Source organism: Aeromonas veronii bv. veronii, assembly GCF_000820225.1.
Classification (GTDB): domain Bacteria; phylum Pseudomonadota; class Gammaproteobacteria; order Enterobacterales; family Aeromonadaceae; genus Aeromonas; species Aeromonas veronii.
The window spans coordinates 1-24,500 of the sequence record NZ_CDDK01000013.1 but is presented as its reverse complement, the minus strand read 5'-3'; the positions used below and the strand labels follow the sequence as shown (position 1 = coordinate 24,500).

Sequence of the window (24,500 nt, the reverse complement as noted above, 5' to 3'; positions counted from 1 at the left end):
TTGTTATAAACCAAAGACAAGCCTGCGCCATCCGTCCCCGGTATTGGCACTGACCCGTCAAAGGTCTTGTCAAATCCATGGCTGGCATGGATCACCCTGACCATGGTGATTTGGCACCAAGTATGTTGATCAGGGTCGCAAACCGGCATTCATGCAATGGATGGCACCGGCGTGCGAGACTACTCCCCCTCGATGGGAGCGGGCATTCTAGGGAAAAACCGCATGAGTGACAAGGGGATCAGCCACCCACCAGCTTGACGCTGAAACCGGCTTTCTCCAGCTCGGTTTTGATCAGGTCCCGTTTATCCCCCTGGATCTCGATCACTCCCTCCTTGATTCCGCCTCCGGTGCCGCACTTTTTCTTGAGCAGGGTGGCCAGGGATTTTTGCTGTTCGGCGGGTACGCCATGAATGGTGATCACCCCGGCACCCTTGCGCCCCTTGGTCTCGCGGCGAATGCGCACGGTGCCGTCGGTGGGGAAGGGGGAGGCGGATTGGGGAGCGCTCTGCTCCTTGATCATGCCACCATCTGTGCTGTAAACGAGGCGGCTGTTGTTGTCGTGACTCATGGCAATACTTTATGGGTTAGCTAAGCGGAGTTTGATTTTACTCAAATAAAAGTTGAAGACACAGCTTATAATGCCCCAAGTAAAAGCGAATTATTATTGTTTAACTTCAGGAGTCAGTCATGGTACTCACGCAGTTGTCACCGGGACAGAGTGCTCGCATCAAGAATATGAATCAGCTCGCCCGGCCGCTGCGCCGCAAACTGATGGTGATGGGCCTGTTGCCCCAGACTGAAGTCATCTATCTGCGCTCCGCTCCCCTGGGGGACCCGCTCCAGATCCAGTGCCAGGGGATCTGTCTCTCCATGCAAAAGAGTCTGGCCCAGCAAATAGAAGTCGAGCCGGTATAACCCGCTGCTCGGCTGCCGCTCCGGTCAAGAAAGTCACCGGGAGCGGTTCAGAGACAAGAAGTCGAACCTGCAAAGCGGCTTGCCACACGCACGCGGCGGGTTCAGAAGAAAAAAGAGGTAGAGCTGGTATGAATTATTCCCTGGTAACGGTAGGTAACCCCAATAGCGGCAAGACCTCCCTGTTCAACGCCCTGACCGGCGCCCGCCAGCAGGTAGGCAACTGGAGTGGTGTCACCGTCGACAAGAAGATGGGTGAGTTCAGCGCGGGTGAGCATCACTTCAAGCTGATGGATCTGCCCGGCATCTATAGCCTGGCCAGTCAGGATGGCAGTCTGGACGAGCAGATCGCCAGCCGCTTTGCCCAGGGCCAACAACCCGACCTGCTGCTCAACGTCATCGACGCCGCCAATCTGGAGCGCTCCCTCTACCTCACGCTGCAACTGCGCGAACTGGGCCTGCCGATGGTGGTGGTGCTCAACAAGCTGGATATCCTGCAAAAGCGCCGCATCGTCATCGACGAGAGCAAGCTAGGCAAATCCCTCGGTTGCCCGGTGGTGGCCCTCTCTGCCCACAACAGCAAGCAGGTTGCCGCCTTCAAGCAGCAGATCCGGCAGTTTATCGGTCAGCCGCAAGCCGCCTTGCAGCTCGATTACGGCCACGCGCTTGAAACCGATTTGGCGGAGCTGGAAACCCTGCTCGCCCCGCATCACCTCACTACCCGTGGCCGCGCCCTGCGCCTGCTGGAAGAGGATGCGGTGATGCAGGAGACCCTGCTGCCCGGTCAGCAGGCGGCCGCAGCCAATGTAGTGGCTCGCGCCCATCAGGGACAGGATATCGACCTGCAACTGGCGGATATTCGCTACGGCCATATCCACCAGTGGGTACAACAGGCTCGTCAGCAGAAGGGCAAGCTCACCGAGGCCCAGAGCGAGTGGCTGGATCGGGTGCTGCTCAATCGCTGGATTGGCATCCCCTTCTTCCTGTTTGTCATGTACCTGATGTTCCTGTTTGCCATCAACGTTGGCAGCGCCTTTATCGACTTCTTCGACATCATGGGCGGCGCCCTGTTTGTCGATGGGGTGCACCACCTGCTGGGGCTGGTCAATGCCCCAGAATGGCTGGGCGCCATTCTGGCTGATGGCTTCGGGGTCGGCTTGCAGACCGTGGCCACCTTTATTCCGGTGATTGGCTGCCTCTATCTGTTCCTCGCGGTGCTGGAGAGCTCCGGCTATCTGGCCCGCGCCGCCTTCGTGGTGGATGCCCTGATGCGCCGCCTCGGCCTGCCGGGCAAGGCGTTCGTGCCGATGCTGATGGGCTTTGGTTGTACCGTCCCCTCGGTGATGGCGACCCGTACCCTCAACTCCGAGCGGGAGCGGCTGATGACCTCCGCCATGGCCCCCTTCATGTCGTGCGGTGCCCGTCTGCCGGTTTACGCCCTGTTTGCGGTGGCTTTCTTCCCCGAGTCTGGCCAGAACCTGGTGTTCGGTCTCTACCTCATCGGCATTCTGGTGGCGGTGCTCACCGGCCTGTTGCTGCGTAGCACCCTGCTGCCGGGCAAGAGCGACTCCATGCTGATGGAGATGCCGGATTACGAGTGGCCGCGTCCGGTCAACGTTGCCATCAAGACCTGGCAGAAGCTTAAATCCTTCGTCTTTGGCGCCGGTAAAACCATCGTACTGGTGGTAGCCGTGCTGAGCGTGCTCAATTCCCTGGGTACCGATGGCAGCTTTGGCCATCAGGAGCAGGAGAGCTCGGTCCTGAGCAAGATCAGCCAGGCGGTGACCCCGGTGCTGCACCCCATAGGTGTACGCGATGACAACTGGCAGGCCACGGTCGGTATCGTCACCGGTATCTTCGCCAAAGAGGCGGTGGTCGGGACCCTCAACAGCCTCTACGCCGGTGGTGGCGCAGATGAAGAGGAGGAGAGCGAGTTCTCGCTGGTGGCCAGCTTCCACGAGGCGATCGATGCCGTGGCGGCCAATCTGGCGGAGATCAACCCGAGCGACCCCATGGGGCTTGATGTTGGCAACCTCGACGACCAGAAAGCTGCCGCCGAGGCGCAGGAGGTGGATGTCTCCACCTACGGCAATATGCAGACCCACTTCGACGGGGCGGCCGGTGCCTTTGCCTATCTCTTGTTCGTGCTGCTCTACATGCCTTGCGCCGCAGCCATGGGCGCGCTGGTGCGGGAAACCGGTCGTCAGTGGGCGCTGATGACGGCGGTATGGTGCAACTACATGGCCTTTATGTGCGCCACCCTCTTCTATCAGGTGGCCACCTTCGCCGCTCACCCGGAACAGAGCTTGTTCTGGATCGCCAGCTACGGCCTCTCTCTGGTACTGCTCTGGTGGGCCGGTCGCCGTCACGGTGACATCGTCGCCCGCAAGGTGGTGACCTTATGATCCTGCGCGAGCTGGGGGATTACCTCGCCGCGCAGCAGAAGGTGAGCCGGCGTGATCTGGCTCGCCACTTCCACACCTCGGAAGATGCGGTGGAGGCCATGCTTGGCGTCTGGATGCGCAAGGGGCGGGTCATCAAGCGTGAAAGCCGGGTCTGTGGTGGCAGTTGCTGCGGCAAGAGCGAGGAGGTGATGTTCGAGTGGTGTGACGCGGGCCAGATTGGCATCAAGATCCGCTAAACGACTACCAGACCTCATCACCAAACATCGAACAATAAAAAACGGCAGATCCTGCTCAAGGGTCTGCCGTTTTTATTGTTGAAAACAGGCGGGATCAGGCGCCTTGGCGAGCCTCGCTCAGCAGTGCCAGCGCCGGTTGGGCGTTGTCCGGCATCAGCCGGTAGGCCTTGTGATGTTTGACCAGGGTGGTCTTCTTGTTGCCCTGGCTCAGCAGCAGGCCGTGCTTGAAGGCCGCCTCGGCCAGCACCTTCTCGTCACCGCGCACATAGAGGGTGAGGGGTTTGACAAGCTCACCGTCCTCGATATGGCCTTCATATTCGCTATGGCTTACCACCAGACTCGCCTGACCGCCAGATTGCAGGCGCAGCCTGGCGTTCACTTCGCTCTCGGTCAGCACCAGCCAGCCTGCCGTTGCCAGCTCCTCCAGCAGCGCCGCCAGCTTGGCTCCCAGTTGCTGCGGATTGGTCATGGCGCACTGGTATTGGAAGGCGATGCGCTCCAGCAATCCCTTGAGATCGGCGCCCGCACCCAGGGTGCGGCCAAGCTGCACCCAAGCTTTCAAATCTTCCATCACCAGACGGGAGAAGCGCTTCTCCTTGAGGGAGTCGGCCATCCAGGTGCAGAGAAAGTGGCTCTCTTGGGCCGGAGTGCGCTTGCCCGCTTTTTGCTCGGCGGTGCGGGCCAGTTCGGCCAGGCTCTGGGTGGCCATCTCGAGCAGGGCCTGATTGTAGGTCGGAGAGGTCATAAGCAATCCTTGAGTTGACCACCAGGGGTCAACACCGATGACAGAGATGGCAAAGGCGCCAGTGGCGCCTTTGCGGTTCAATAGAGCAACTGCCCGCCTTATTTCGGCTGACGGGGCTTCTTGGCGGCGGCCAGACGCTTGAGGCGCTGACCCTGCAGCTTGGCTTCGGCCATCACCTGGGCCACGGCGTTATCTTCACGCTGCGGGCGCTTGCCAAAGCGACGACGCTCTTGCAGCTGTTTGATCAGCTCGTCACGGCTGCTCACCTCATAGCCCGGTACCATGATGCGACGGATCTTCTGGCCGATCAGGGCCTCGATCTCCAGCAGGGTGCGCTCCTCTTCACGGCTGACGAAGGAGATGGCCATGCCGCGCTTGCCGGCACGACCAGTACGACCGATGCGGTGCACGTAATCTTCCGCCAGGAACGGCAGATCATAGTTGACCACGTATTCCAGGTCCGGAATGTCCAGACCACGGGCGGCCACTTCGGTGGCGACCAGTACCCGTACCTTGCCTTCCATGAATTCGCGCAGGGCGCGGCGACGGTTGCCCTGAGCCTTCTCGCCATGGACCACGGCGGACTTGATGCCGTCGAGGTTCAGCTCCTCGACCAGCACATCACAGCTCTCGCGGGTACTGGCGAACACCAGCACCTGCTGCCAGTTCTGCTTGCCAATCAGCTCTGAGAGCAGCTCGCGCTTGCGCTTCTGCTCGACCGGATAGACGGTGTGGCTGACGGTGTCGGCGGTGGAGTTCTGCTTGTTGACGCTGACGATCTGCGGTCTGTCCAGCATCAGGTTGGCCAGCTTCTTCACCGCGTCGGAGAAGGTGGCGGAGAAGAGCAGGTTTTGACGGGTCTTGTTGACCGCTTGCAGGATCTTCTGCACATCGGCACTGAAGCCCATGTCGAGGATGCGATCCGCTTCATCCATCACCAGACACTCGACGCCGGAGAGGCTGAGGTTGCAGGCGGTGAGGTGCTCCAGCAGACGGCCCGGGGTGGCCACAATGATGTGAGCGCCCGCTTTGAGCTTCTTGGCCTGCACGTCCTGCTTGCCACCGCCGACGATGGTGATGGTGGTGATATCGAGATACTTGGCGAAGTCATTGATGTTGCTCGCCACCTGAGCCGCCAGCTCGCGGGTCGGGGTCAGGATCAGCACTCGGGCGTTGGAAGGCTGGACCGGCGCCGGATTGTCTACCAGACGCTGCAAGATGGGCAGGGCGAAGGCGGCGGTCTTGCCGGTACCGGTCTGGGCGCTGGCCAGCACATCGCGGCCACGGCGAATGGCCGGGATCGCCTGTTGCTGCACAGGGGTCATCTCCTGATAACCGCAATCTGAGACAGCACGCAAAATCTCGGGGGCAAAATCGAACGATTCAAATCTCATAATGGGTTCCTGTGTTCCAGCTGGGCTGTGTTTGGCTTGGTTAGCTCGGCATGAGCGAGACGGAGGTTGTAACCACCGACGGCTGCGCCTGACATCAAGTCAGAGAGTGAGCCGGAAAATGGCGGGCGCGAAGTGTAACAGATAGACGTCACAAATTCTGCCTCAAATGGTTGTCCTTTTCTCATCCTTTGTGGTGTGAATGGCGGTTGAAAGCAATCATTTGACTCCCAAATGCCAAGCTTGGAGGTGTGGGCTAACGGTTTTGGGCAAGGACGAAAGGGATATTGATGGAACTGGAACAGTTAAAACGCCAGCTGGAGCAGCTTGGCGAGCGCAATGACAGCATGCAGCAGGCTCGACACCGCAAGCTGCTCAATATCACCCGCGACACGGGGGAGTTGCTGTCAGTGCTGGTGCAGACCCGTGGGGCGCAGGCGGTGCTGGAGATTGGCACCTCCAATGGTTACTCCACACTCTGGCTGGCAGAAGCGGTGCGTCGGTTGGAGGGGCACGTGACCACCATTGAGCTGGATGAGGATAAGCGCGTGCTGGCCCATGACAACTTTCAGAGGGCAGGGCTGGCCCCTTGGGTAACCTTGCTGGCAGGGGATGCGAGTGAGCTGTTACCGACCTTGCCGCAAGCCGGCTATCAGCTCATCTTCCTCGATTCGGATCGTCAGCACTACCGGGCATGGTGGCCGCAGATCCGCCGCCTGCTGGCACCCCGTGGCCTGCTGGTGGTTGATAACGCCATCTCCCATCGCAGCGAGATGGTGGAGTGGATGAACGAGGTCGGGCAGGATCCGGCTTTTGCCACCTCGCTGGTGCCGGTCGGCAAGGGGGAGTGGCTGGTGGTGCGTTTGTAGGGGGTGGGTAGCTACAAAAAATCAGCCCCGCATGGGCGGGGCTGATAGTAAAAGCGCATCCGGGCCTTGGTCGGTCGGATCAGACAGCCAGATAGTCCATGATCCCTTCGGCCGCTTTGCGTCCTTCGTAGATGGCGGTCACCACCAGATCGGAGCCGCGTACCGCATCGCCACCGGCGAACACCTTGGGATTACTGGTCTGGAAGGCATACTCCGCCTGCTCGCTGGCCTTGATGCGATCCCGGTTGTCGAGCTCGATGCCGAACTCCGCCATCCAGGGCTGGGGGTTGGGTTGGAAGCCAAACGCCATCACTACCGCATCGGCAGCCAGCACCTGCTCTGAACCCTCGATGACCACCGGATTGCGGCGACCATTGGCATCGGGTTCACCCAGCTCGGTGCTCACCACCTTGATGCCGACGGTGCGACCGTTGGCATCCAGCTCGACCGCCACCGGCTGCAGGTTGAACATGAATTCAACCCCCTCTTCGCGGGCGTTTTTCACCTCCCGCTTGGAGCCCGGCATGTTCTCCTCGTCGCGGCGATAGGCGCAGATCACCTTGTCAGCCCCCTGACGGATGGCGGTACGCACGCAGTCCATGGCGGTATCGCCACCGCCCAGCACTACCACCTGCTTGCCGGCGAAGTCGATATAGTCGGCTTGTGCCTTCTCAAAGCCCAGCAGCCGGTTGGCGTTGGCGATGAGGTAGGGCAGGGCGTCATAGACGCCCGGCGCCTCTTCGTTGGCAAAGCCGCCCTTCATGTACTTGTAGGTGCCGACCCCGAGGAAGACCGCATCGAACTCGCCGAGCAGGTCGGCGAAGGTGATGTCCTTGCCCACTTCGGTCTCGAGACGAAACTCCACACCCATCCCCTGGAAGATCTCGCGGCGACGCTGCATCACCTCTTTTTCCAGCTTGAAGGAGGGGATGCCGAAGGTGAGCAGGCCGCCGATCTCCGGATACTTGTCAAACACCACCGGGGTGACGCCATTGCGTGCCAGCACGTCGGCACAGGCAAGACCCGCAGGGCCGGCACCGATGACGGCGACCCGCTTGCCGGTCTTGACCACGTTCGAGAGATCGGGCTTCCAGCCCATCTCAAACGCCTTGTCGGTGATGTATTTTTCGATGTTGCCAATGGTCACCGCGCCGAAGCGATCGTTGAGGGTGCAGGAGCCCTCACAGAGGCGATCCTGCGGGCAGACCCGACCGCACACTTCCGGCAGGCTGTTGGTCTGGTGGGAGAGCTCCACCGCCTCCAGAATGCGCCCCTCTTTGGCCAGCTTCAGCCAGTTGGGGATGTAGTTGTGGACCGGACATTTCCACTCGCAGTAGGGGTTGCCGCACTCGAGGCAGCGATCCGCCTGCATCTGTACCTGCGGCTGATTGAAGGACTCGTAGATCTCCACAAACTGGATTTTGCGGATCTTGAGCGGCTTCTTGGGCGGGTCGACCCGCTGGACATCGATAAACTGAAATACGTTCTGGCTCATAGGGTTCCCTCCTTATTGCGCCTGGATTCTGAGTTCTGCACTGGAACGGCTGGTGTGACCCAGCAGCGATTTCACGTCGCTGGACTTGGGTTTGATCAGCCTGAACTTGGGCACATAGGAGTCGAAGTTGGCCAGGATCTCCTCGGCGCGCGAGCTGCCGGTCTCATTGAGGTGCGCCGTGATGATGCCGCGCAGGTGCTCCTGATGGATGGCGAGATCCGCCACGTCCAGCAGTTCCACCAGCTCTGGGTTGGTGCGCTTGGCGAAGTTGCCGCACTCGTCGAGCACGTAGGCAAAGCCGCCGGTCATGCCCGCCGCGAAGTTGACGCCAGTCTGACCGAGCACGGTGACGATGCCGCCGGTCATGTATTCACAACCGTTGTCGCCAATCCCCTCGACTACCGCCAGAGCGCCGGAATTGCGCACCGCGAAACGCTCGCCGGCAGTGCCTGCGGCGTAGAGTTTGCCGCCGGTGGCGCCGTAGAGGCAGGTGTTGCCGATGATGGCCGCTTCGTGGGATTTGAACGCCACGCCGACATGGGGCTTGATCACCAGCTTGCCGCCGGTCATCCCCTTGCCCACGTAGTCGTTGGCGTCACCGGTGAGGATCATCTCGAGGCCGCCAGCGTTCCAGACGCCGAAGCTCTGGCCTGCGGTGCCGTTGAAGTGCACCTTGACCGGATCGGCCGCCATCCCCTGATTGCCGTGACGTTTGACGATCTCGCCCGAAAGGCGCGCCCCCACCGAGCGGTCGGTGTTGCGAATGTCGTAGCGGAACTCGCCGCCGCTTGAGGTCTCGACCGCTTCCAGCAGCTCTTCCACCATTTTCAGGTTGAGCGGTCCCTTGTCGAAGGTGGGGTTGTGCTGCTGGCTGAACAGGCTGGAGCCTGCCGGCGCAACCGGACGGGCCAGAATGCCGGAGAGATCCAGCTTGGCCTGACGGGCGGTGAGGCCGGGCAGGGCTTCCAGCAGATCGGTGCGGCCAATCAGGTCGGTCAGCTGGGTGACGCCGAGCTGGGCCATCAGCTCGCGGGTCTCCTCGGCGATGAACTTGAAGTAGTTCATCACCATCTCCGGCAGGCCGGTAAAGTGCTCGCGACGCAGCTTCTCATCCTGAGTGGCAACGCCGGTGGCGCAGTTGTTCAGGTGGCAAATACGCAGGTATTTGCAACCGAGCGCCACCATGGGGCCGGTGCCAAAGCCGAAGCTCTCGGCACCGAGGATGGCCGCCTTGATGATGTCGAGGCCGGTCTTGAGACCGCCATCCACCTGCAGCCGCACCTTGTGGCGCAGACCGTTGGCGACCAGCGCCTGCTGGGTTTCAGCCAGGCCCAGCTCCCACGGGGAGCCGGCATATTTGACCGAGGTGAGGGGGCTCGCGCCAGTGCCACCGTCATAACCGGAGATGGTGATGAAGTCGGCATAGGCCTTGGCCACGCCGCAGGCGATGGTGCCCACGCCGGGCTCGGAGACCAGTTTCACCGACACTAGACAGCTCGGGTTGATCTGCTTGATGTCGAAGATGAGCTGGGCCAGATCCTCGATGGAGTAGATGTCGTGGTGCGGCGGCGGTGAGATCAGGGTCACGCCGGGCACGGAATAGCGCAGCTGGGCGATCTGGGCAGTCACCTTGTCACCGGGCAGCTGGCCACCTTCGCCGGGCTTGGCACCCTGAGCCACCTTGATTTGCACCACATCGGCGTTCATCAGGTAGTGGGGGGTGACGCCAAAGCGGCCGGAAGCCACCTGCTTGATGCGGGAGTTTTTCTCGGTACCGAAGCGCTTGGGATCCTCGCCCCCTTCACCGGAGTTGCTCTGACCGCCGAGGCGGTTCATGGCGACAGCCAGTGCCTCGTGGGCCTCAGGACCGAGGGCGCCGATGGACATGGCGGCGGAGTCGAAGCGGGGGAACAGCTTGTCGGCTGGCTCAACCTGATCCAGCGCGACCGGATTGTCGACCTTCTTCAGGGCCAGCAGATCGCGCAGGGTGGCAACCGGGCGCTCGTTGACCAGACGGGCGTACTCCTTGTAATCGGCATAGTTGCCGGAGCGCACCGCGGTTTGCAGGGTCTGCACCACATCCGGGTTGTAGGTGTGGTACTCGCCGCCGTGGACGAACTTGAGCAGGCCGCCATGGGCGAGGGGCTTGCGCACCAGCCAGGCCTGACGGGCCAGATTGTGCTGATCCTGCTGGATGTCGGCATAATCGGCACCCTGAATACGGCTCGATACGCCGCGGAAGCAGGTATCGACCACCGATTTGGCCAGACCCACCGCTTCAAACAGTTGGGAGCAGCGGTAGCTGGCGACCGTGCTGATGCCCATCTTGGACATCACCTTGTAGAGCCCCTTGTTGATGCCGTTGCGGTAGTTGACCATGGCCTGGCGCAGGGACATGGTGAGCACGCCCTCTTCAACCTGTTTGGCCAGGGTTTCGTAGGCCAGATAGGGGTAGATGGCGGTCGCGCCAAAGCCCAGCAGCACCGAGAAGTGGTGCGGATCGCGGCAGCTTGCGGTTTCCACCAGAATGTTGGCGTCGCAGCGCAGGTTGTTGTCCACCAGGGTGCGCTGTACCGCGCCCACCGCCATGGCGGCCGGGATCGGCAGGGTGTCGGCGCTGATATCACGATCAGACAGCACCAGCAGTACGGTGCCGCTCCTGGCGGCGGTTTTGGCCTCATCGCAGATGCGCACGATGGCCGCTTCCAGCCCCTCTTCGGGCTTGAAGTTGAGGCTGATCACCTGATGACGGTAGTACTCACCTTCCAGTGCCAGCAGCTGGTGGAAGTCGGAGTAGAGCAGGATCGGCGACTGGAACAGCACCCGGTGGGCGTGGCCGAAGGTCTCGTTGAAGACGTTCTGCTCGCGACCGATACAGGTGGCCAGCGACATGACGTGGTTTTCCCGCAGCGGATCGATGGGCGGGTTGGTCACCTGCGCAAACATCTGGCGGAAGTAGTCATAGAGGGTACGCGGGCCGGAGGAGAGCACCGCCATCGGGGTGTCATCCCCCATGGAGCCCACCGCTTCCTGACCATTTTCACCGAGAACCCGGATGATCTGATCCAGCTCCTCGAAGGAGTAGCCAAACAGCTTCTGATAGGTTTTCAGCTGGTCGTCGGAGAACTCGCGGCTACCGGTCTGGCTGTCGTCCATCTGCTCGAAGGGGACCAGTCGGCGGCAATGTTTATCCATCCACTGCTTGTAGGTGTGACGGTTCTTGAGGTCGTCATCGATCTCGAAGCTGGTCCACACCTTGCCGTTGCTGGTATCCACCACGAACAGCTCGCCAGGGCCGACTCGGCCCTTCTCCAGCACTTCGTCCGGGGTGTAGTCCCAGGTGCCGACCTCGGAGGCGAGGGTGATGAACTTGTCCTTGGTGATGACGTAACGGGCCGGACGCAGACCGTTGCGATCAAGCGCGCAGGTGGCGTAGCGACCGTCGGTCATGACGATACCGGCGGGGCCATCCCACGGCTCCATGTGCATGGAGTTGAAGTCGTAGAAGGCGCGCAGGTCGTCATCCATGTTCGGGTGCTTTTGCCATGCTGGCGGGATCAACAGGCGCATGGCGCGGAACAGGTCCATACCACCGGCGAGGAAGAGATCCAGCATGTTGTCGAGACTGGAGGAATCCGACCCCGTGGTGTTGACGAAGGGGGCCGCTTCCTGCAAATCGGGGATCAGCGGCGTCGCAAACTTGTAGCTGCGAGCCTTGGCCCACTGGCGGTTGCCGGCGATGGTGTTGATCTCGCCGTTGTGGGCCAGATAGCGGAACGGCTGCGCCAGCGGCCAGCGCGGGCTGGTGTTGGTGGAGAAACGCTGGTGGAAGACGCAGATGGCCGCCTGCATACGGATGTCGGCGAGATCCAGATAGAAGCGCGGCAAGTCCACCGGCATGCACAGCCCTTTATAGACGGTGACCAGGTTGGAGAGGCTGACCACGTAGAAGTAGTCGTCGTTGACGCGCTTTTCGATGCGGCGACGCACGATATAGAGACGGCGCTCGAGATCCTTGTCGACCCAGCCGGGCGGGGCGTTGACAAAGACCTGTTCAATGCTGGGTAGGGAGGCTTTGGCGATGGTACCCAGTACGTTGGTATCAACGGGCACCTTGCGCCAGCCGACCAGACTCAGGGTCTCTTTTTCCAGCTCTTCGTCGATGATGTCGCGGGTCTGCTGGGCCAATACGGGGTCAGGGTTGAGAAACAGCATGCCGACCGCATAGTTGCGGCCAAGGTGCCATCCCTTCTCCTCGGCGACAGCTCTGAAGAAGCTGTCCGGTTTTTGCAGCAGCAGACCGCAACCGTCGCCGGTCTTGCCATCGGCGGAGATCCCGCCGCGGTGCTGCATGCGAGCCAATGCTGACATCGCGAGACGGACAAGCTTGTGGCTGGCTTCCCCTTCCATGTGGGCCAACAGGCCGAAGCCACAGTTATCCCTCTCCAGCTTTGGATCATATAGTGACATTGCATTTCTCCCTTGCTCGGCCTTGTATCGCACAGTCATCACCTGACTGCATAAATTGCGATTGGCTCTTGTGGTTCCGTCTGCCTGACGTGGCGAATCTCCAAACTAATGGGATTTTCTGGCGAGGTCAATCGCAGGTCAGGTTTGTCTTCATGGTTACATTCGCATAACAAAATGTCGGGTTAGGGGGATTCTCTCGCAGTTATGGAGTGTTTATTCTGTTTAGTTTGATTTTGTTGGTTAAATATATCGCCATTGGCGGGCTCAATGGTGCGCTCGGCGACGATGGGCGAATGTAGTAATTTTACCAACCCGATGTGGCCGACAGCGGAAGGGATCACATTTTCAATATCCCATGCTTGCAATTGTGTGTTGTCGGGTATCTTTGAATTTTTCATTGTTCAACAGTGGGTTATCAGGTCTCATTTTCATATGGATGTTTACTGTTTGAATCATCAAAGAACTGTAAAAATCCTTTTTTTGCGCTTTTTCTCTATATTTATTCAAAATTGGTCGGGTGTTTATATGTTTTACCCTCTCCGCTAGCTTGATCCAGCTCAGCCCCTGTTTTGCGCAAGCTCGTACAATGGCGCTCCTTTAGCGGAGGTGTCATGCAGTTACACGAACTCGTCAATACATTCGGTCAGGATCTCAAGCAGCGTCATGGTCAGAAGATCCACAAACTCTCCATCCATGGGGCCTTCACCTGCCCGAACCGTGACGGCACCCTGGGCCGCGGTGGCTGCACCTTCTGCAATGTATCCTCTTTTGCCGACGAGTCGGCCCAACAACTCTCCGTGGTACAACAACTGCTGGCTCGCCGGGACGAAGTCACCCGTGCCAAGCGCTATCTTGCCTACTTTCAGGCCTATACCAGTACCTATGCCGAGGTCGAATATCTGCAGCGGATGTATGAAGAGGCGCTGTCAGTGAGCGATATGGTGGGGCTCTGCGTGGGCACTCGCCCCGATTGCGTACCGGATGCGGTGCTGGATCTGTTGGCGGGCTATCAGGCCCGGGGCTACGAGGTGTGGCTGGAGCTCGGGCTGCAAAGCGCCAACGACAAGACCCTGCAACGGATCAACCGCGGCCACGGTTATGCCGCCTATGAGGATGCGGTAAGACGTGCCCATCAGCGCGGCATCAAGGTATGTGCTCATCTGATCGTCGGCCTGCCGGGCGAAGTGCCGATGGACAGCCTCGATACCCTGCATCGCATCGTTGAGACCGGTATTGAGGGGATCAAGTTGCATCCGCTTCATGTGGTTGAGGGCAGTACTCTTGGCAAGGCATGGCAGGCGGGGCGCCTTGAGGTATTGACGCTGGAGCAGTATGTGGAAGCGGCCGTTGCCATGATCCAGCACACGCCGCCCGAGGTGGTGTATCACCGGATTTCGGCCTCCGCGCGCCGTCCAACTCTGTTGGCGCCAGCCTGGTGTGAAAATCGCTGGACGGCCATGGCGGACATTGCCAAAGCACTCTCATTGAACGGCCCGCAAGGTCACGCGTTGGGCAGACCCTTCATACTTCCTGACCTATAATTGAGCGCCAGATTATTATTTTCACGTAAAACATAGGGTTATATAAAAAACTTCATACCCTAAACTATAGTTTTGGTACGTGCCGGTTGATATAGTGGTGCGCCATAATAAATGTCATTATCAATTAACTCCGACATTCACCCTGATTGCAGTGTTAGCATGGTGTTGATGAGCCGATTATTTTTACCAATAACGAATCATGCCGCCATTGCTGCTGTGCCGGGAAATTGGCGATGAGTGTCGCGATCTATCTGGACAGGTTTATCCCCTGATCAGTCTCATCAGCGGGAAGGCCACTCGGTTTTAGCGTGGCTATAGCAGGGAAATATGAGCGATGAACGCTCTTATCTACCTCATTTATGCAGTGACAGGATGCTATGCAAGCAGAAACAAGTCGTATTGATGAGTTATTGGAGTGTCTGGTCTTCTTGACCCGTTTTTATGGTGTGCCCAACAGTCAGGATGCCCTGACGACCGGGTTGCCACTGGTCTCCGGACGCCTGACTACCGCACTCTTTTGCCGTGCTGCCGAGCGGGGCGGGTTATCCGCCCGTGAAGTGATCCAGCCACTGGCCGATATTTCTCCCTTGCTGCTGCCTTGCGTATTGCAGATGCGCAGTGGTGGCGCCTGCATTTTGCTGGAGTGGAACGAAGATCGCAGCCAGGGGAAAGTGATTTTCCCGCAGGCCGGTGATGCCGCGCAATGGCTGACCGCAGCCCAGTTGGGTGATGAGTATTTGGGGCGCCTCTTCTATGTAAAGAAGCAGTTCAAGTTTGACGAACGTTCGCCCAAGGTGCTTGAAACCCGAGATGGACACTGGTTCTGGAGCACCTTGTTCGAATCCCGCGGCATCTATCGCGATGTGCTGATCGCCTCCATTCTGATCAACCTGTTTGCCATCGCCAGTCCGCTCTTTACCATGAACGTTTATGACAAGATTGTGCCCAATCTGGCGTTTGATTCGCTCTGGGTGCTGGCGGTCGGGGCCATGGTGGTCTTTACCTTCGATTTTGTGATGCGGCAGTTGCGTAGTTACTTTATCGACATTGCCGGTAAAAAGTCTGATGTGCTGCTGTCCGCCAAGATTTTCGCCAAGGTGATGGGCATGAGGATGGAGTCTCGTCCCGCTTCCACTGGTGCGTTCGCCAAACATCTGCAGGAATTTGAATCGGTGCGGGAGTTTTTCACCTCCGCAACGGTTTCTACTCTTATCGATCTCCCTTTTGCCGTCTTCTTCCTTTTTATTATCTGGATGTTTGCAGGCGTAATGGTGGTGGTTCCCATCGTCGCCATGCTGATCCTCATCGCCTACAGCTTCTATATTCAAGAGCCCCTCAAGCAGTCCATCGAAGAGGGCTCACGCCTTGCGTCCCAGAAGAACGCCAACCTGATTGAAAGTATTTCCGGGCTGGAAACCGTCAAGATTTTCGGCGCCGAGAGCATGTTCCAGCATCGTTGGGAACAGGCCGTCTCCCATATTTCCACCTGGGGTGTACAGACCCGCCGCATTACCAACTCCATGTCCTCGCTGGCCAGTTATATCCAGCAGGTGGTGACGGTCGGTCTGGTGATCGTCGGTGTTTATCAGATCTCCGAAGGTTTGGTCACCATGGGGGGCATGATTGCCGCCGTGATGCTCTCCAGTCGCGCCATTGCGCCCATGGTACAACTCTCCGTGTTGTCGACCCGTTATAACCAGGCTAAGTCAGCACTGGATATTCTGGAAAAAATCATGCAAACCCCGGGTGAGCAGGAGGAGGGCAAGCAATATATCCATCATCCGGTGATTGCCGGCCGAATTGAATTCGAAAATGTCTCCTTCAAATATCCCGGCATGGAAACCAGCACCCTGCACAATATCAATTTGCGCATTCAGCCGGGCGAAAAGGTGGCGATTATCGGCCGGATTGGGGCGGGTAAAACGACCCTCGAGAAGCTGTTGATGGGACTGTATCGACCGACCGATGGCTCGGTACGTATCGACGGCTTTGAACTCGATCAACTGCCACCTGCTGTGATCCGCCGCAATATTGGTTGTGTCCCGCAAGATGTCATTCTTTTCTTTGGCTCGGTGCGGGACAACATCATGCTGGGTAATCCGCTGGTGGATGATGTGAGAGTCTTGCGCGCAGCCAAGCGGGCGGGTGTCACCAACTTTACCAACCGGGATCCCAACGGGCTGGATCGGCAGATAGGCGAGGGTGGCCGTCAGCTTTCCGGTGGCCAGCGTCAGTCGATCCTGCTGGCTCGCGCCCTGCTCAATGACCCCCCCATTCTGGTGATGGATGAGCCGACCTCCAACATGGACAACCAGTCCGAGATGCAGGTCAAACAGGAGCTTGCCAGACTGGGCCCGGAAACCACATTGATCCTCATCACTCACAAAACCTCGATGCTGGATGTGGCATCGCGAGTGATCGTCATCGAGCAGGGGCAGATTGTTGCTGATGGCCCCAAAGAGGTGGTGTTACAGCAGTTAAAGGAAGGCAAGGTGCGCGTGCAGGAGGTGTCCCATGGTTAAGGGGCTCATGGACTGGTTCAAGCGCAGCAAAAAGACGCCTTCCGGCGAGGTATTGCCGGCACCCGAGCATCTGGAGTTTGTCGATGACGGCGCTGCAGCTGTGTTGCTGACCACGCCGACGGGAGCTCGTATCCTGCTATGGTGCTGTTTCCTCTTTTTCATGAGCGCGATCGTCTGGGCTGCCTGGGCCGAGCTGGATGAAGTCACCGTGGGTCAGGGCAAAGTTATTCCATCCCGTCAGCTGCAGGTGATCCAGAACCTGGAAGGGGGGATCGTCAAAGAGATCTTCGTCAAAGAGGGGGATATCGTCGAAAAGGGGCAGCCGCTGCTGCGCATTGATGACACCCGTTTCCGCTCCGACTTTAGAGAACGGGAGCAAGAGGTAGTCACCCTCAAGGGGGATGTGGCACGTCTGCGCGCTGAGATGGCCAGCGTCGAGGTGAAAAACGACCCGGCACTGGGGTGGCGTGAACAGGTCGTGGTAGGTGAAGCGCCAATCCAGTTCCCCGATGGTTATGAAACTGTCTTTGCCGAATACGCACACCGTGAGCGGTCTGTACAGCGGGATCGCCTCAATAACCTGAAGAACCAGCTCTATATTCTTGGTCAGCAAATCGAACAGAAAGAGCAGGAGCTGATTGAACTGAATGCCAAAATTCGCACCGTGAATCGCAGTGTGGATTTGGCCAGACAGGAACTGAATATTAGCCGTCCGTTGGCGAAAGAAGGTATAGTGCCTCAAGTGGAGCTAATCAAGCTTGAGCGGCAGGTCAACGAGATGCAGGGGGAGCTGGAGAGCAACCGTCTGCTGATCCCAAAACTCAATTCGGTACTGCGTGAGACCATCTCCAAGCGTAATGATATTGCGCTGAAGTTCAGAGCAGACTCCCAGACTGAACTGAATGAGAAACAGGGGCGGCTTGGCCAGTTATCAGAAGGGCAGGTTGGCTTGCGAGACAGGGTTGACCGGACCAGCGTGATTGCTCCGCTCAAGGGCACCATCAAGAAACTCAAGATCAACACCCTGGGCGGCGTGGTTCAGCCCGGCATGGATTTGATGGAGATTGTGCCGTTGGAGGATACCTTGCTGGTAGAAGCCAAGGTGTCACCGAAAGATATCGCCTTCCTGCGACCGGGGCTGGATGCCATCGTCAAAATTACTGCCTACGACTTTACAATCTATGGAGGATTGCATGGCAAGGTTGAACAGATAAGTGCGGATTCGATCCAGGATGAGGAGGGGAACTCCTTTTATCTGGTTCGTGTTCGAACAGAGAAGAGTTACTTGGGCGATGAACTTAACGCACTTCCCATCATCCCCGGTATGTTAGCCAGTGCTGATATCATTACTGGTAAAAAAAGTGTCCTAGACTATTTGCTTAAGCCGATTTTACGGGCAAAGCAGTCGGCACTGAGAGAACGATAAGCCAACAATCTAAAAACAAAACATGACTGGAGATAACATGAAAAAAACGATTGTTGCCATGCTGGTCAGTGGCTGCATCCTGATCCCGAGTTTGGGTCAGGCCCAGACTCTGGAAGAGTCGGTGGCACAGACACTTGCTACGCATCCCAAGATAAAGGAAGCGTTTGATCTGTATCAGGCACGACTCTATCAGCATGATGGAGCCAAGGGTGGCTATTATCCTACGATCGATCTGCGTGGCGGCGTAGGCTATGAAAAAACTGATAGCCCTTCTACCCGCGCTGCCAGCGCCAACAGCAATATTGATGATTCCATGACTCGCAAAGAGGCTGGACTCAGCCTGCGGCAAATGTTGTTTGATGGCTTTGATATCAGCAACAACGTCTCCAGAACCGAAGCCGAAGCCAATGCCCAGCGTCTGGCGATGATCTCCGAAGCTGAAAATACCGCGCTGCGAGTAGCTGAGGTCTACCTCAATATGCTGCGTCAGCAGGAGATTTTGGAACTCTCCAAACAGAACCTGGAAACCCACGAACAAATCCGCAGCGACATCAGCAAGCGGACTGATTCAGGGCTTGGTTCTACTGCGGATCAGACCCAGATTGAAGGTCGTGTTGCCCGGGCCTATTCAAATCAGGCCGCTGCTGAAAACAACTATCGCGACGCAGAGAGTGAATTTATTCGTGTTGTGAACGAGGTGCCAAAAGACCTGGTGCAGCCGGTTCCCAATACCGAGCTTATCCCGACCAGCCTCGATAGTGCGCTGAAAACAGCGACCGAAGTCCACCCGACCCTGCTCTCTTCCCTGCAGGATATCGAAGCGGCCAAGTATCAGCATGAAGGTGCCAAATCCGGTTTCTACCCCAATGTAACATTCGAGGTCGATCAGAACTGGAATGAGGATATCGATGCGGTCAAAGGGCGCAACGATGATCTGACCGCAATGGTGCGGATGCGTTACAACTTGTTCCGTGGCGGTTCTGATGTGGCAGAGAGCAATGCAACATCGGCGCTCTACTCTCAGGCGAAAGACATTCATTTGAATGCGTTCCGCCAAGTGGAGGAAGGCACTCGTCTGGCCTGGAACGCGAAAGAGTCGCTGGCCAAGCAGAAGACCTTCCTGAAAGAGCATGTTGACGCCAGCTATGACACCGTACAGGCATACAAGAAGCAGTTTGGTTTGGGTCAACGGACATTGCTGGACGTATTGAACACCGAGAACGAATTGTTCGAGGCGCGTCGCAGCTATATCACTGCCGAGTATGATGCACTGCTGGCTGACTATCGCATTCTCAACGCGACAGGTAGCCTGCTCAATGCATTTAGCGTCAAACAACCCGCTGAATGGCAGGCCAGGCAATAACCGTTTGCCCATGATCCCGCAGGGATCATGAACGCCAACATGGTGATTGCAGCTGGCAGTCACCATGTTTGGCTAACGCAGGTTGTTGTACGAGCTTTGAGGAGTGCAGCAGTAATAATGCAGCAGGAATATGATGTGACACTCCAGCGCGGAACCGGTAGCCGATGGTGTTATCTTCTGAATGAATGGAGATACCGATCCTTACGCGCTCTGCGCCACTCCTTATGGATCCTGCTGTTACCCTTCTCACTTCTGCTCTGTGCCAGTCAGCCTCTGCCACAGGAAGATCTCAACTTGATCAAACGGGCGGAGCAGACCTATGGCGCCAGAGCCGGCAAGCGTGTAACCAGTTGGCGTATGCTGGTCATGGAGACGAAGGGCAGGGCCCTGAGCGAAGAAAAAAAGCTTGAGCGGGTAAATAATTTTTTCAATCGGATGCGTTTTATTGACGATATCAAGTTGTGGCGCAAAAAGGATTATTGGGCAACCCCGCTAGAATTTTTGGGAGCCGCCGGGGGAGACTGTGAAGATTTCAGTATCGCCAAATACTCTACGCTGCTCGAGCTTGGGATCCCGGATGATAAAATGCGGATGGTGTACGTTAAGGCTCTTGATTACAACCAGTTTCACATGGTGGTGGCATATTATGAGACACCCTCTTCCGTTCCGGTTATTTTGGATAATTTGATAGGCTCGATTCGCCCAGCCACACAGCGGCGTGATCTGGTGCCTATTTACAGTTTTAACGGTAGTCACTTGTGGTTGATGAAGGCACGAGGCCAAGGGGAACTGGCTGGTCAATCATCCCGCTTGGGATTATGGAATGATTTACGCAATCGCATGACCTCGGGGCGATTGGCTCGGCCAGTGGTGAATTTGGATGATTAACCTATGACGCTCTATCGACAGTTATTAGCCACCATGCTGCTGCTGTTTGGATTGTTATTTGCGGCCACATACTGGGTGCAATTCAATTCAACCCGCACTTATCTGGCGCAGCAACAGGAAACAACGGTCATCAATACGGCAACTTCGCTGGGGCTTGCGCTCACTCCCTATCTGGAAAACGGTGACAAGGTCGGTGCCGAGTCGGTGATCCAGGCTATTTTTGATGGCGGCTATTATCGATTGGTTCGCCTGGATCTGCTGGCCTCAAAGGATGTCATCGAGCAGGAAAATACCAACAATATTCAGGGGGTACCGCGGTGGTTTGTAAATTTGGGACTGTTTCCTGAGGTATCCAACGAGTCAATTCTGACGTCTGGCTGGTTGCAGCTTGGAAAATTAAAAGTAGTGGGTCACCCCGGCCAGGCTTATTACGAGTTGTGGCGTGGTATGAGTGAGCTGGCGAGCTGGTTTCTGGTCGGCTTTTTGATCACCACCATTTTGTTGATGAGAGCACTCAACTACTTGCTCAAGCCACTCAAACAGATCTGTGATCAAGCAGTCGAGATTGAGCTGCACCATTTCGGTCATACGATCCCGGAGCCTAAAACCCATGAATTGAAGCAGGTTGTTCAGGCGATCAACACCCTCTCAAGCAAGTTGGCGTTGCAATTTAAAGAGCAAGCCGATGAGGCCGAGAAATTGCGTGAGCGGGTTTATGTCGATGCCGTGTCGGGGCTTGGCAACCGAGCCTATTTTGTGGGTCAGGTAAACGCATGGATAGCGGAGGCTGGCCAAGGTGGCGTCATGCTGGTTGCGGTCGACATGCTGGATGATATCTATCGCGATGAAGGCTTTGCTGCCCGTGACAACATGGTCAAATCGATAGCTCAGGCTTTGAAAGAGCAATTAAAAGGGTGGGATGGCGCAGCCTTGGCACGGATCTCCGCGACGGAATATGCGCTGCTCTGTCCAACTGACGATCTGACTCAGCTAAAAGAGCTGGCTGAAGTGATTAATAGCCGCATTGCCGATCTGGTGGTGAATCCAATGGGCGAAGGGGATGCGCTCTCCGTCATCGGTATTGCCGGTCGTGATGGCAATGATGATCTCTCTGCCTTGTTGACCAAAGCCGATAATGCGCTTGGCAAGGCGCGCAATGAACGCCGTGGTGCTGTGGTGATGGAAGGGGGTACCGAGCAAGGTTTGATGGGGCGTTTGGCCTGGCGAGATCTGGTACAAGATGCCATTTCACGACAACTTTGGCGCTTCAAGGCACAACCAGCTTGCCGGTTTGATAATGGAGCAAGGTTGCATGCCGAGCTGTTTGCTTCTATCTCTCGCGATGGCACAGATTATTTTGCCGGTCAGTTCTTGCCCGCGATTGAACAGTTCAAATTGGGGGGCGAGTTTGACCAGGCGGTGCTTGATGCTTGCGTTCCATTACTGCAAAAACAGTCTGATCTGGTACTGGCGATCAACATCACTGCTGGCTCGCTCTGCTCGGATGAATTTTTAACCTGGCTGACGCGCTATCTGACCGAGCATGTTGAGCTGAAAGATCGGTTGTTATTTGAAATACCTGAAGCTGCCATCATGAAACATAAAGACCACGTGGCTGCGTTGGTGGGCACCTTGCAAGCTCATGGCTTCCAGTGGGGGGTTGACCACTATGGTCGTCACTTCCAGTCTCTGGGCTATCTGGAGGAGTTGTCGCCGGCTTATGTCAAGGTCGATCACGGTTATACCAGTCAGGTCATGGAGCCGGGGGCTGACACCTCATTCCTGGCTGCAGTGTGTCGCGCCGCACACAATGCCGGTGTGACCACCATTGCGACCCGTGTCGAGGATCAACATCAAGTGGAACTGCTTTCCAAGTTGCATATCGATGGTTACCAGGGATTTGTTCATCCTGCCTTCCCATTGTCTTGAATTAAATGCTGGAAATGGCCCCGATAGGGGCCTTTTTTATACCAGTCACTTCTCTTTTCGCCATTTTTCTATAACCAACTCAAGGCCAGTCTTGAATGGGGCTGTGTCTAGGGTTCTGATTTGTATTAAGAAATTCCAACTCTTCGATTTTTTTCCGTCCTTTTGTTGAATTCCTCTCGAACGTACGTTTTTTTGCAACGGAACAGCGTGCTATCTCCTTCTACGGTGTAGACATCAAGATCTGTCACCTTGGAGCAATGGATATGCGTACCCAAATCATCGACAAGTCCGTGGTTGTCTCAGCTATCGAAGGCAATGTGGAGATTGTGCTGGCTGATGGAAGCAGCCGCCCTCTGCAAAAAGGGGAAATTCTCCAACCCGGAGCAAAATTGGCCATAGCTGATGACGCCAAGCTGGCTCTTTCCCCTTATGACGATACTCCAGCATCGGATGTTCCGGCAGGTTCCGAGTCCGCTGAACCTGCTCAACCGCAAGTGGCGGCCAGCCAGGAAGGCGCTCCTTCAGATATTGCCGCATTGCAAGAATCGATTCTGCAGGGTGTTGACCCGACTCAAAACTTTGAGGCTTCTGCTGCTGGTGGGGCACCAGCGGCCGGTGGTGGTGGCGGTATTGGTGGGGTTGCGGGGACCAGTGGTAATGGTGGTTTCGTCACAATTGATCGAACTGGTGATGCCACGATAGCGGCTGCAGGGTTTGATACCACCTACGATACGGCCGCTGTCATCAATGAAAATCAGGCCGAAGATTTGATTCTTGAAAATCAGCTTGATGATTTGGGCGAAACCGCCGTGACCCTGGAAGACACTCAGGTCAGTGGGAATTTGCTCGACAATAGTACCAATCCAGATGGGCCTGCTGATGCCTCTATCGTTTCATATGACTGGGGTATCAATATCGGAGTCCCTGCTGGTGTTGCTGCCACCATTACCGGAGTGGGCATACTGATCATCAATCCGGATGGGAGCTATACCTTTACTCCTGCGCCTAACTATGATGGCGCTGTTCCCCCGGTGAACTATCAGGTAACTGATGGCCAGGATACAGTGACTTCAACACTCGTTATCTCCCTTACTCCGGTAGATGAGGCGGTAGGCCTTGATGGGCTTACCCTAGAAGGGGGAGAGGTGTTGGTCAGTGATGCCAATCTGGCGGATGGTTCAACCCCCAATGCGACAGCGTTGACTCAAGGTGGAGTGTTTACCTTCAGCGCCCCCGATGGCGTGCAAACGCTGGCAATCGGGGCGATCCAGTTGATCAGCAATGGCACCGTGATTGCTCTGCCTGTATCCATTGAGACTCCGCTTGGCAATGGATTGCAAATCACTGCAATAACCTACGATCCCGTTACCGGTAACGGCAGTGTCTCCTACAGCTATACCCTCCTTGATAACGAGGCCCATCAACAACCCGCGTCTGATCTGCAATTGGGTGAGAGTCTCGCTGTGATCTTGACCGATGATGACGGTGATACAACCAGTGCAACGCTGGATATCGTTATTCAGGATGATGTGCCGACCCAGGATGTGGGGGTGGCCGAAGAGGCTAATTTGGGTGGATTGTCGGTCAGTCTGGACGAGACGGTTGGCAAAGAGGATACCTACAGCGAAAGTGATGTGAATGACGGCTATGTCAGTGATGACGTAGAGGGGGCACTGGCCCGGGCTACAACTGTGATTGAAGGTGGTTTGCTGTCACTGTTTACCAGCAGTGGCAGCTACGGTGCTGATGGTGCAGGTAGCATCACCGGCAGTTTCAGCTTTGTCGGAATTGGCGAGGCGGGGATTGCCACCAACCTGTTTGCCACCAAAGGTGGTGCGATAACCCTCAATGCAGTGAGCGCGACCGAGCTGCAAGGGGTTGATGGTGACGGCGATGTGGTCTTCAGCATCAAGATTGTGGAGGTAGATGGGGTATCCCAACTGCAGACCACCCAGTTTGAAGCCTTGTCTCATGACGACACCGGTTTGCTTGATGAATCACTGTCGCTGCTGCTCAGTGGGCAGAACAGTCTGGGACTGCAATACAGCGTGACCCGTGTGGACGGAGATGGCGATAGCGTGACCGACAGTGCCAGTGTCAGTTTGATTGCGGGCGAGCGGTCGGTATTCAGCTTCAAGGACGATGGCCCGAGTGCGTCGGCCAAAGCGGCAGCCAGTGCTGGCGCCACCCTGGATGAGACCGGCGGGTTTGATGCGGTCGATATCACCAGCAGCGCCATTAGCGGCCTGTTCAATACGCCGGTGTATGGCACTGACGGCGCAGGCAGTGTGCAGTACAGCCTGAGTGC

General features: G+C 57.1%; 16 protein-coding genes. 11 read left to right on the top strand and 5 right to left on the bottom strand.

The genetic code is table 11. From position 1 onward, the window contains the following. Positions 1-238: 238 nt before the first annotated feature. A complete protein-coding gene (locus BN1139_RS04865) occupies positions 239-568 on the bottom strand; it encodes a translation initiation factor (RefSeq protein ID WP_005350971.1) in 330 nt (109 codons plus the stop codon). A gap of 119 nt (positions 569-687) precedes the next feature. On the opposite strand from BN1139_RS04865, the gene BN1139_RS04860 reads away from it, so the two are divergent. The 3 genes from BN1139_RS04860 to BN1139_RS04850 all read left to right on the top strand — a co-directional run bounded on the left by BN1139_RS04860 (position 688) and on the right by BN1139_RS04850 (position 3,553). Next, complete coding sequence (locus BN1139_RS04860) at positions 688-915, top strand: FeoA family protein (RefSeq protein ID WP_005337384.1); 228 nt, start codon at positions 688-690, stop codon at positions 913-915. A gap of 128 nt (positions 916-1,043) precedes the next feature. Beyond that, positions 1,044-3,317, top strand: coding sequence for a Fe(2+) transporter permease subunit FeoB (feoB, locus tag BN1139_RS04855; protein WP_005350973.1), 2,274 nt, complete (start codon positions 1,044-1,046; stop codon positions 3,315-3,317). Beyond that, entirely contained in the window at positions 3,314-3,553 is a 240-nt protein-coding gene (locus BN1139_RS04850) for a FeoC-like transcriptional regulator (RefSeq protein ID WP_005350974.1), read from the top strand. The genes feoB and BN1139_RS04850 overlap by 4 nt, the downstream gene beginning before the upstream one ends. A 94-nt stretch (positions 3,554-3,647) precedes the next feature. Here BN1139_RS04850 and BN1139_RS04845 read toward each other — a convergent pair whose 3' ends face one another. Together BN1139_RS04845 and BN1139_RS04840 are read right to left on the bottom strand one after the other, a co-directional pair. Continuing rightward, positions 3,648-4,298, bottom strand: a complete 651-nt coding sequence (locus BN1139_RS04845; protein WP_005350975.1) for a DUF2913 family protein — start codon at positions 4,296-4,298, stop codon at positions 3,648-3,650. Positions 4,299-4,396: 98 nt separating this feature from the next. Further along, positions 4,397-5,692 (bottom strand): DEAD/DEAH box helicase, encoded by a 1,296-nt coding sequence (locus BN1139_RS04840; protein ID WP_005337380.1) that lies wholly within the window; start codon positions 5,690-5,692, stop codon positions 4,397-4,399. 287 nt (positions 5,693-5,979) lie between these two features. Here BN1139_RS04840 and BN1139_RS04835 point away from each other — a divergent pair, with 287 nt between their 5' ends. After that, positions 5,980-6,558 carry an O-methyltransferase gene (locus tag BN1139_RS04835; RefSeq protein WP_005350976.1) on the top strand — a complete coding sequence of 193 codons (579 nt, stop codon included), beginning with the start codon at positions 5,980-5,982 and terminating at the stop codon, positions 6,556-6,558. Positions 6,559-6,637: 79 nt separating this feature from the next. Here BN1139_RS04835 and BN1139_RS04830 read toward each other — a convergent pair whose 3' ends face one another. Beyond that, positions 6,638-8,053, bottom strand: coding sequence for an FAD-dependent oxidoreductase (locus tag BN1139_RS04830; protein ID WP_005350977.1), 1,416 nt, complete (start codon positions 8,051-8,053; stop codon positions 6,638-6,640). Positions 8,054-8,065: 12 nt separating this feature from the next. Continuing rightward, positions 8,066-12,523, bottom strand: coding sequence for a glutamate synthase large subunit (gene gltB, locus BN1139_RS04825; protein ID WP_005350978.1), 4,458 nt, complete (start codon positions 12,521-12,523; stop codon positions 8,066-8,068). Between the two features lie 611 nt (positions 12,524-13,134). Between gltB and mnmL the strand changes: the two genes are divergently transcribed. From mnmL to BN1139_RS21345, 7 genes are all read left to right on the top strand, one after another. Next, positions 13,135-14,064 carry a tRNA modification radical SAM protein MnmL/YtqA gene (gene mnmL / locus BN1139_RS04820; protein WP_005350979.1) on the top strand — a complete coding sequence of 310 codons (930 nt, stop codon included), beginning with the start codon at positions 13,135-13,137 and terminating at the stop codon, positions 14,062-14,064. Between the two features lie 377 nt (positions 14,065-14,441). Next, positions 14,442-16,586, top strand: coding sequence for a type I secretion system permease/ATPase (locus BN1139_RS04815; RefSeq protein ID WP_005350980.1), 2,145 nt, complete (start codon positions 14,442-14,444; stop codon positions 16,584-16,586). Then, on the top strand, positions 16,579-18,012 hold the full coding sequence (locus BN1139_RS04810) for an HlyD family type I secretion periplasmic adaptor subunit (RefSeq protein ID WP_005350982.1): 1,434 nt from the start codon (positions 16,579-16,581) through the stop codon (positions 18,010-18,012). The genes BN1139_RS04815 and BN1139_RS04810 overlap by 8 nt, the downstream gene beginning before the upstream one ends. A 37-nt stretch (positions 18,013-18,049) precedes the next feature. After that, positions 18,050-19,375, top strand: coding sequence for a TolC family outer membrane protein (locus tag BN1139_RS04805; RefSeq protein ID WP_005350985.1), 1,326 nt, complete (start codon positions 18,050-18,052; stop codon positions 19,373-19,375). A gap of 135 nt (positions 19,376-19,510) precedes the next feature. Then, entirely contained in the window at positions 19,511-20,263 is a 753-nt protein-coding gene (locus BN1139_RS04800; RefSeq protein ID WP_005350994.1) for a transglutaminase-like cysteine peptidase, read from the top strand. Between the two features lie 3 nt (positions 20,264-20,266). Beyond that, positions 20,267-22,192 carry an EAL domain-containing protein gene (locus tag BN1139_RS04795; RefSeq protein ID WP_005350997.1) on the top strand — a complete coding sequence of 642 codons (1,926 nt, stop codon included), beginning with the start codon at positions 20,267-20,269 and terminating at the stop codon, positions 22,190-22,192. A gap of 263 nt (positions 22,193-22,455) precedes the next feature. Further along, positions 22,456-24,500 (top strand): retention module-containing protein (locus BN1139_RS21345; protein ID WP_238325693.1); only part of this gene is annotated, 2,045 nt, incomplete at its 3' end.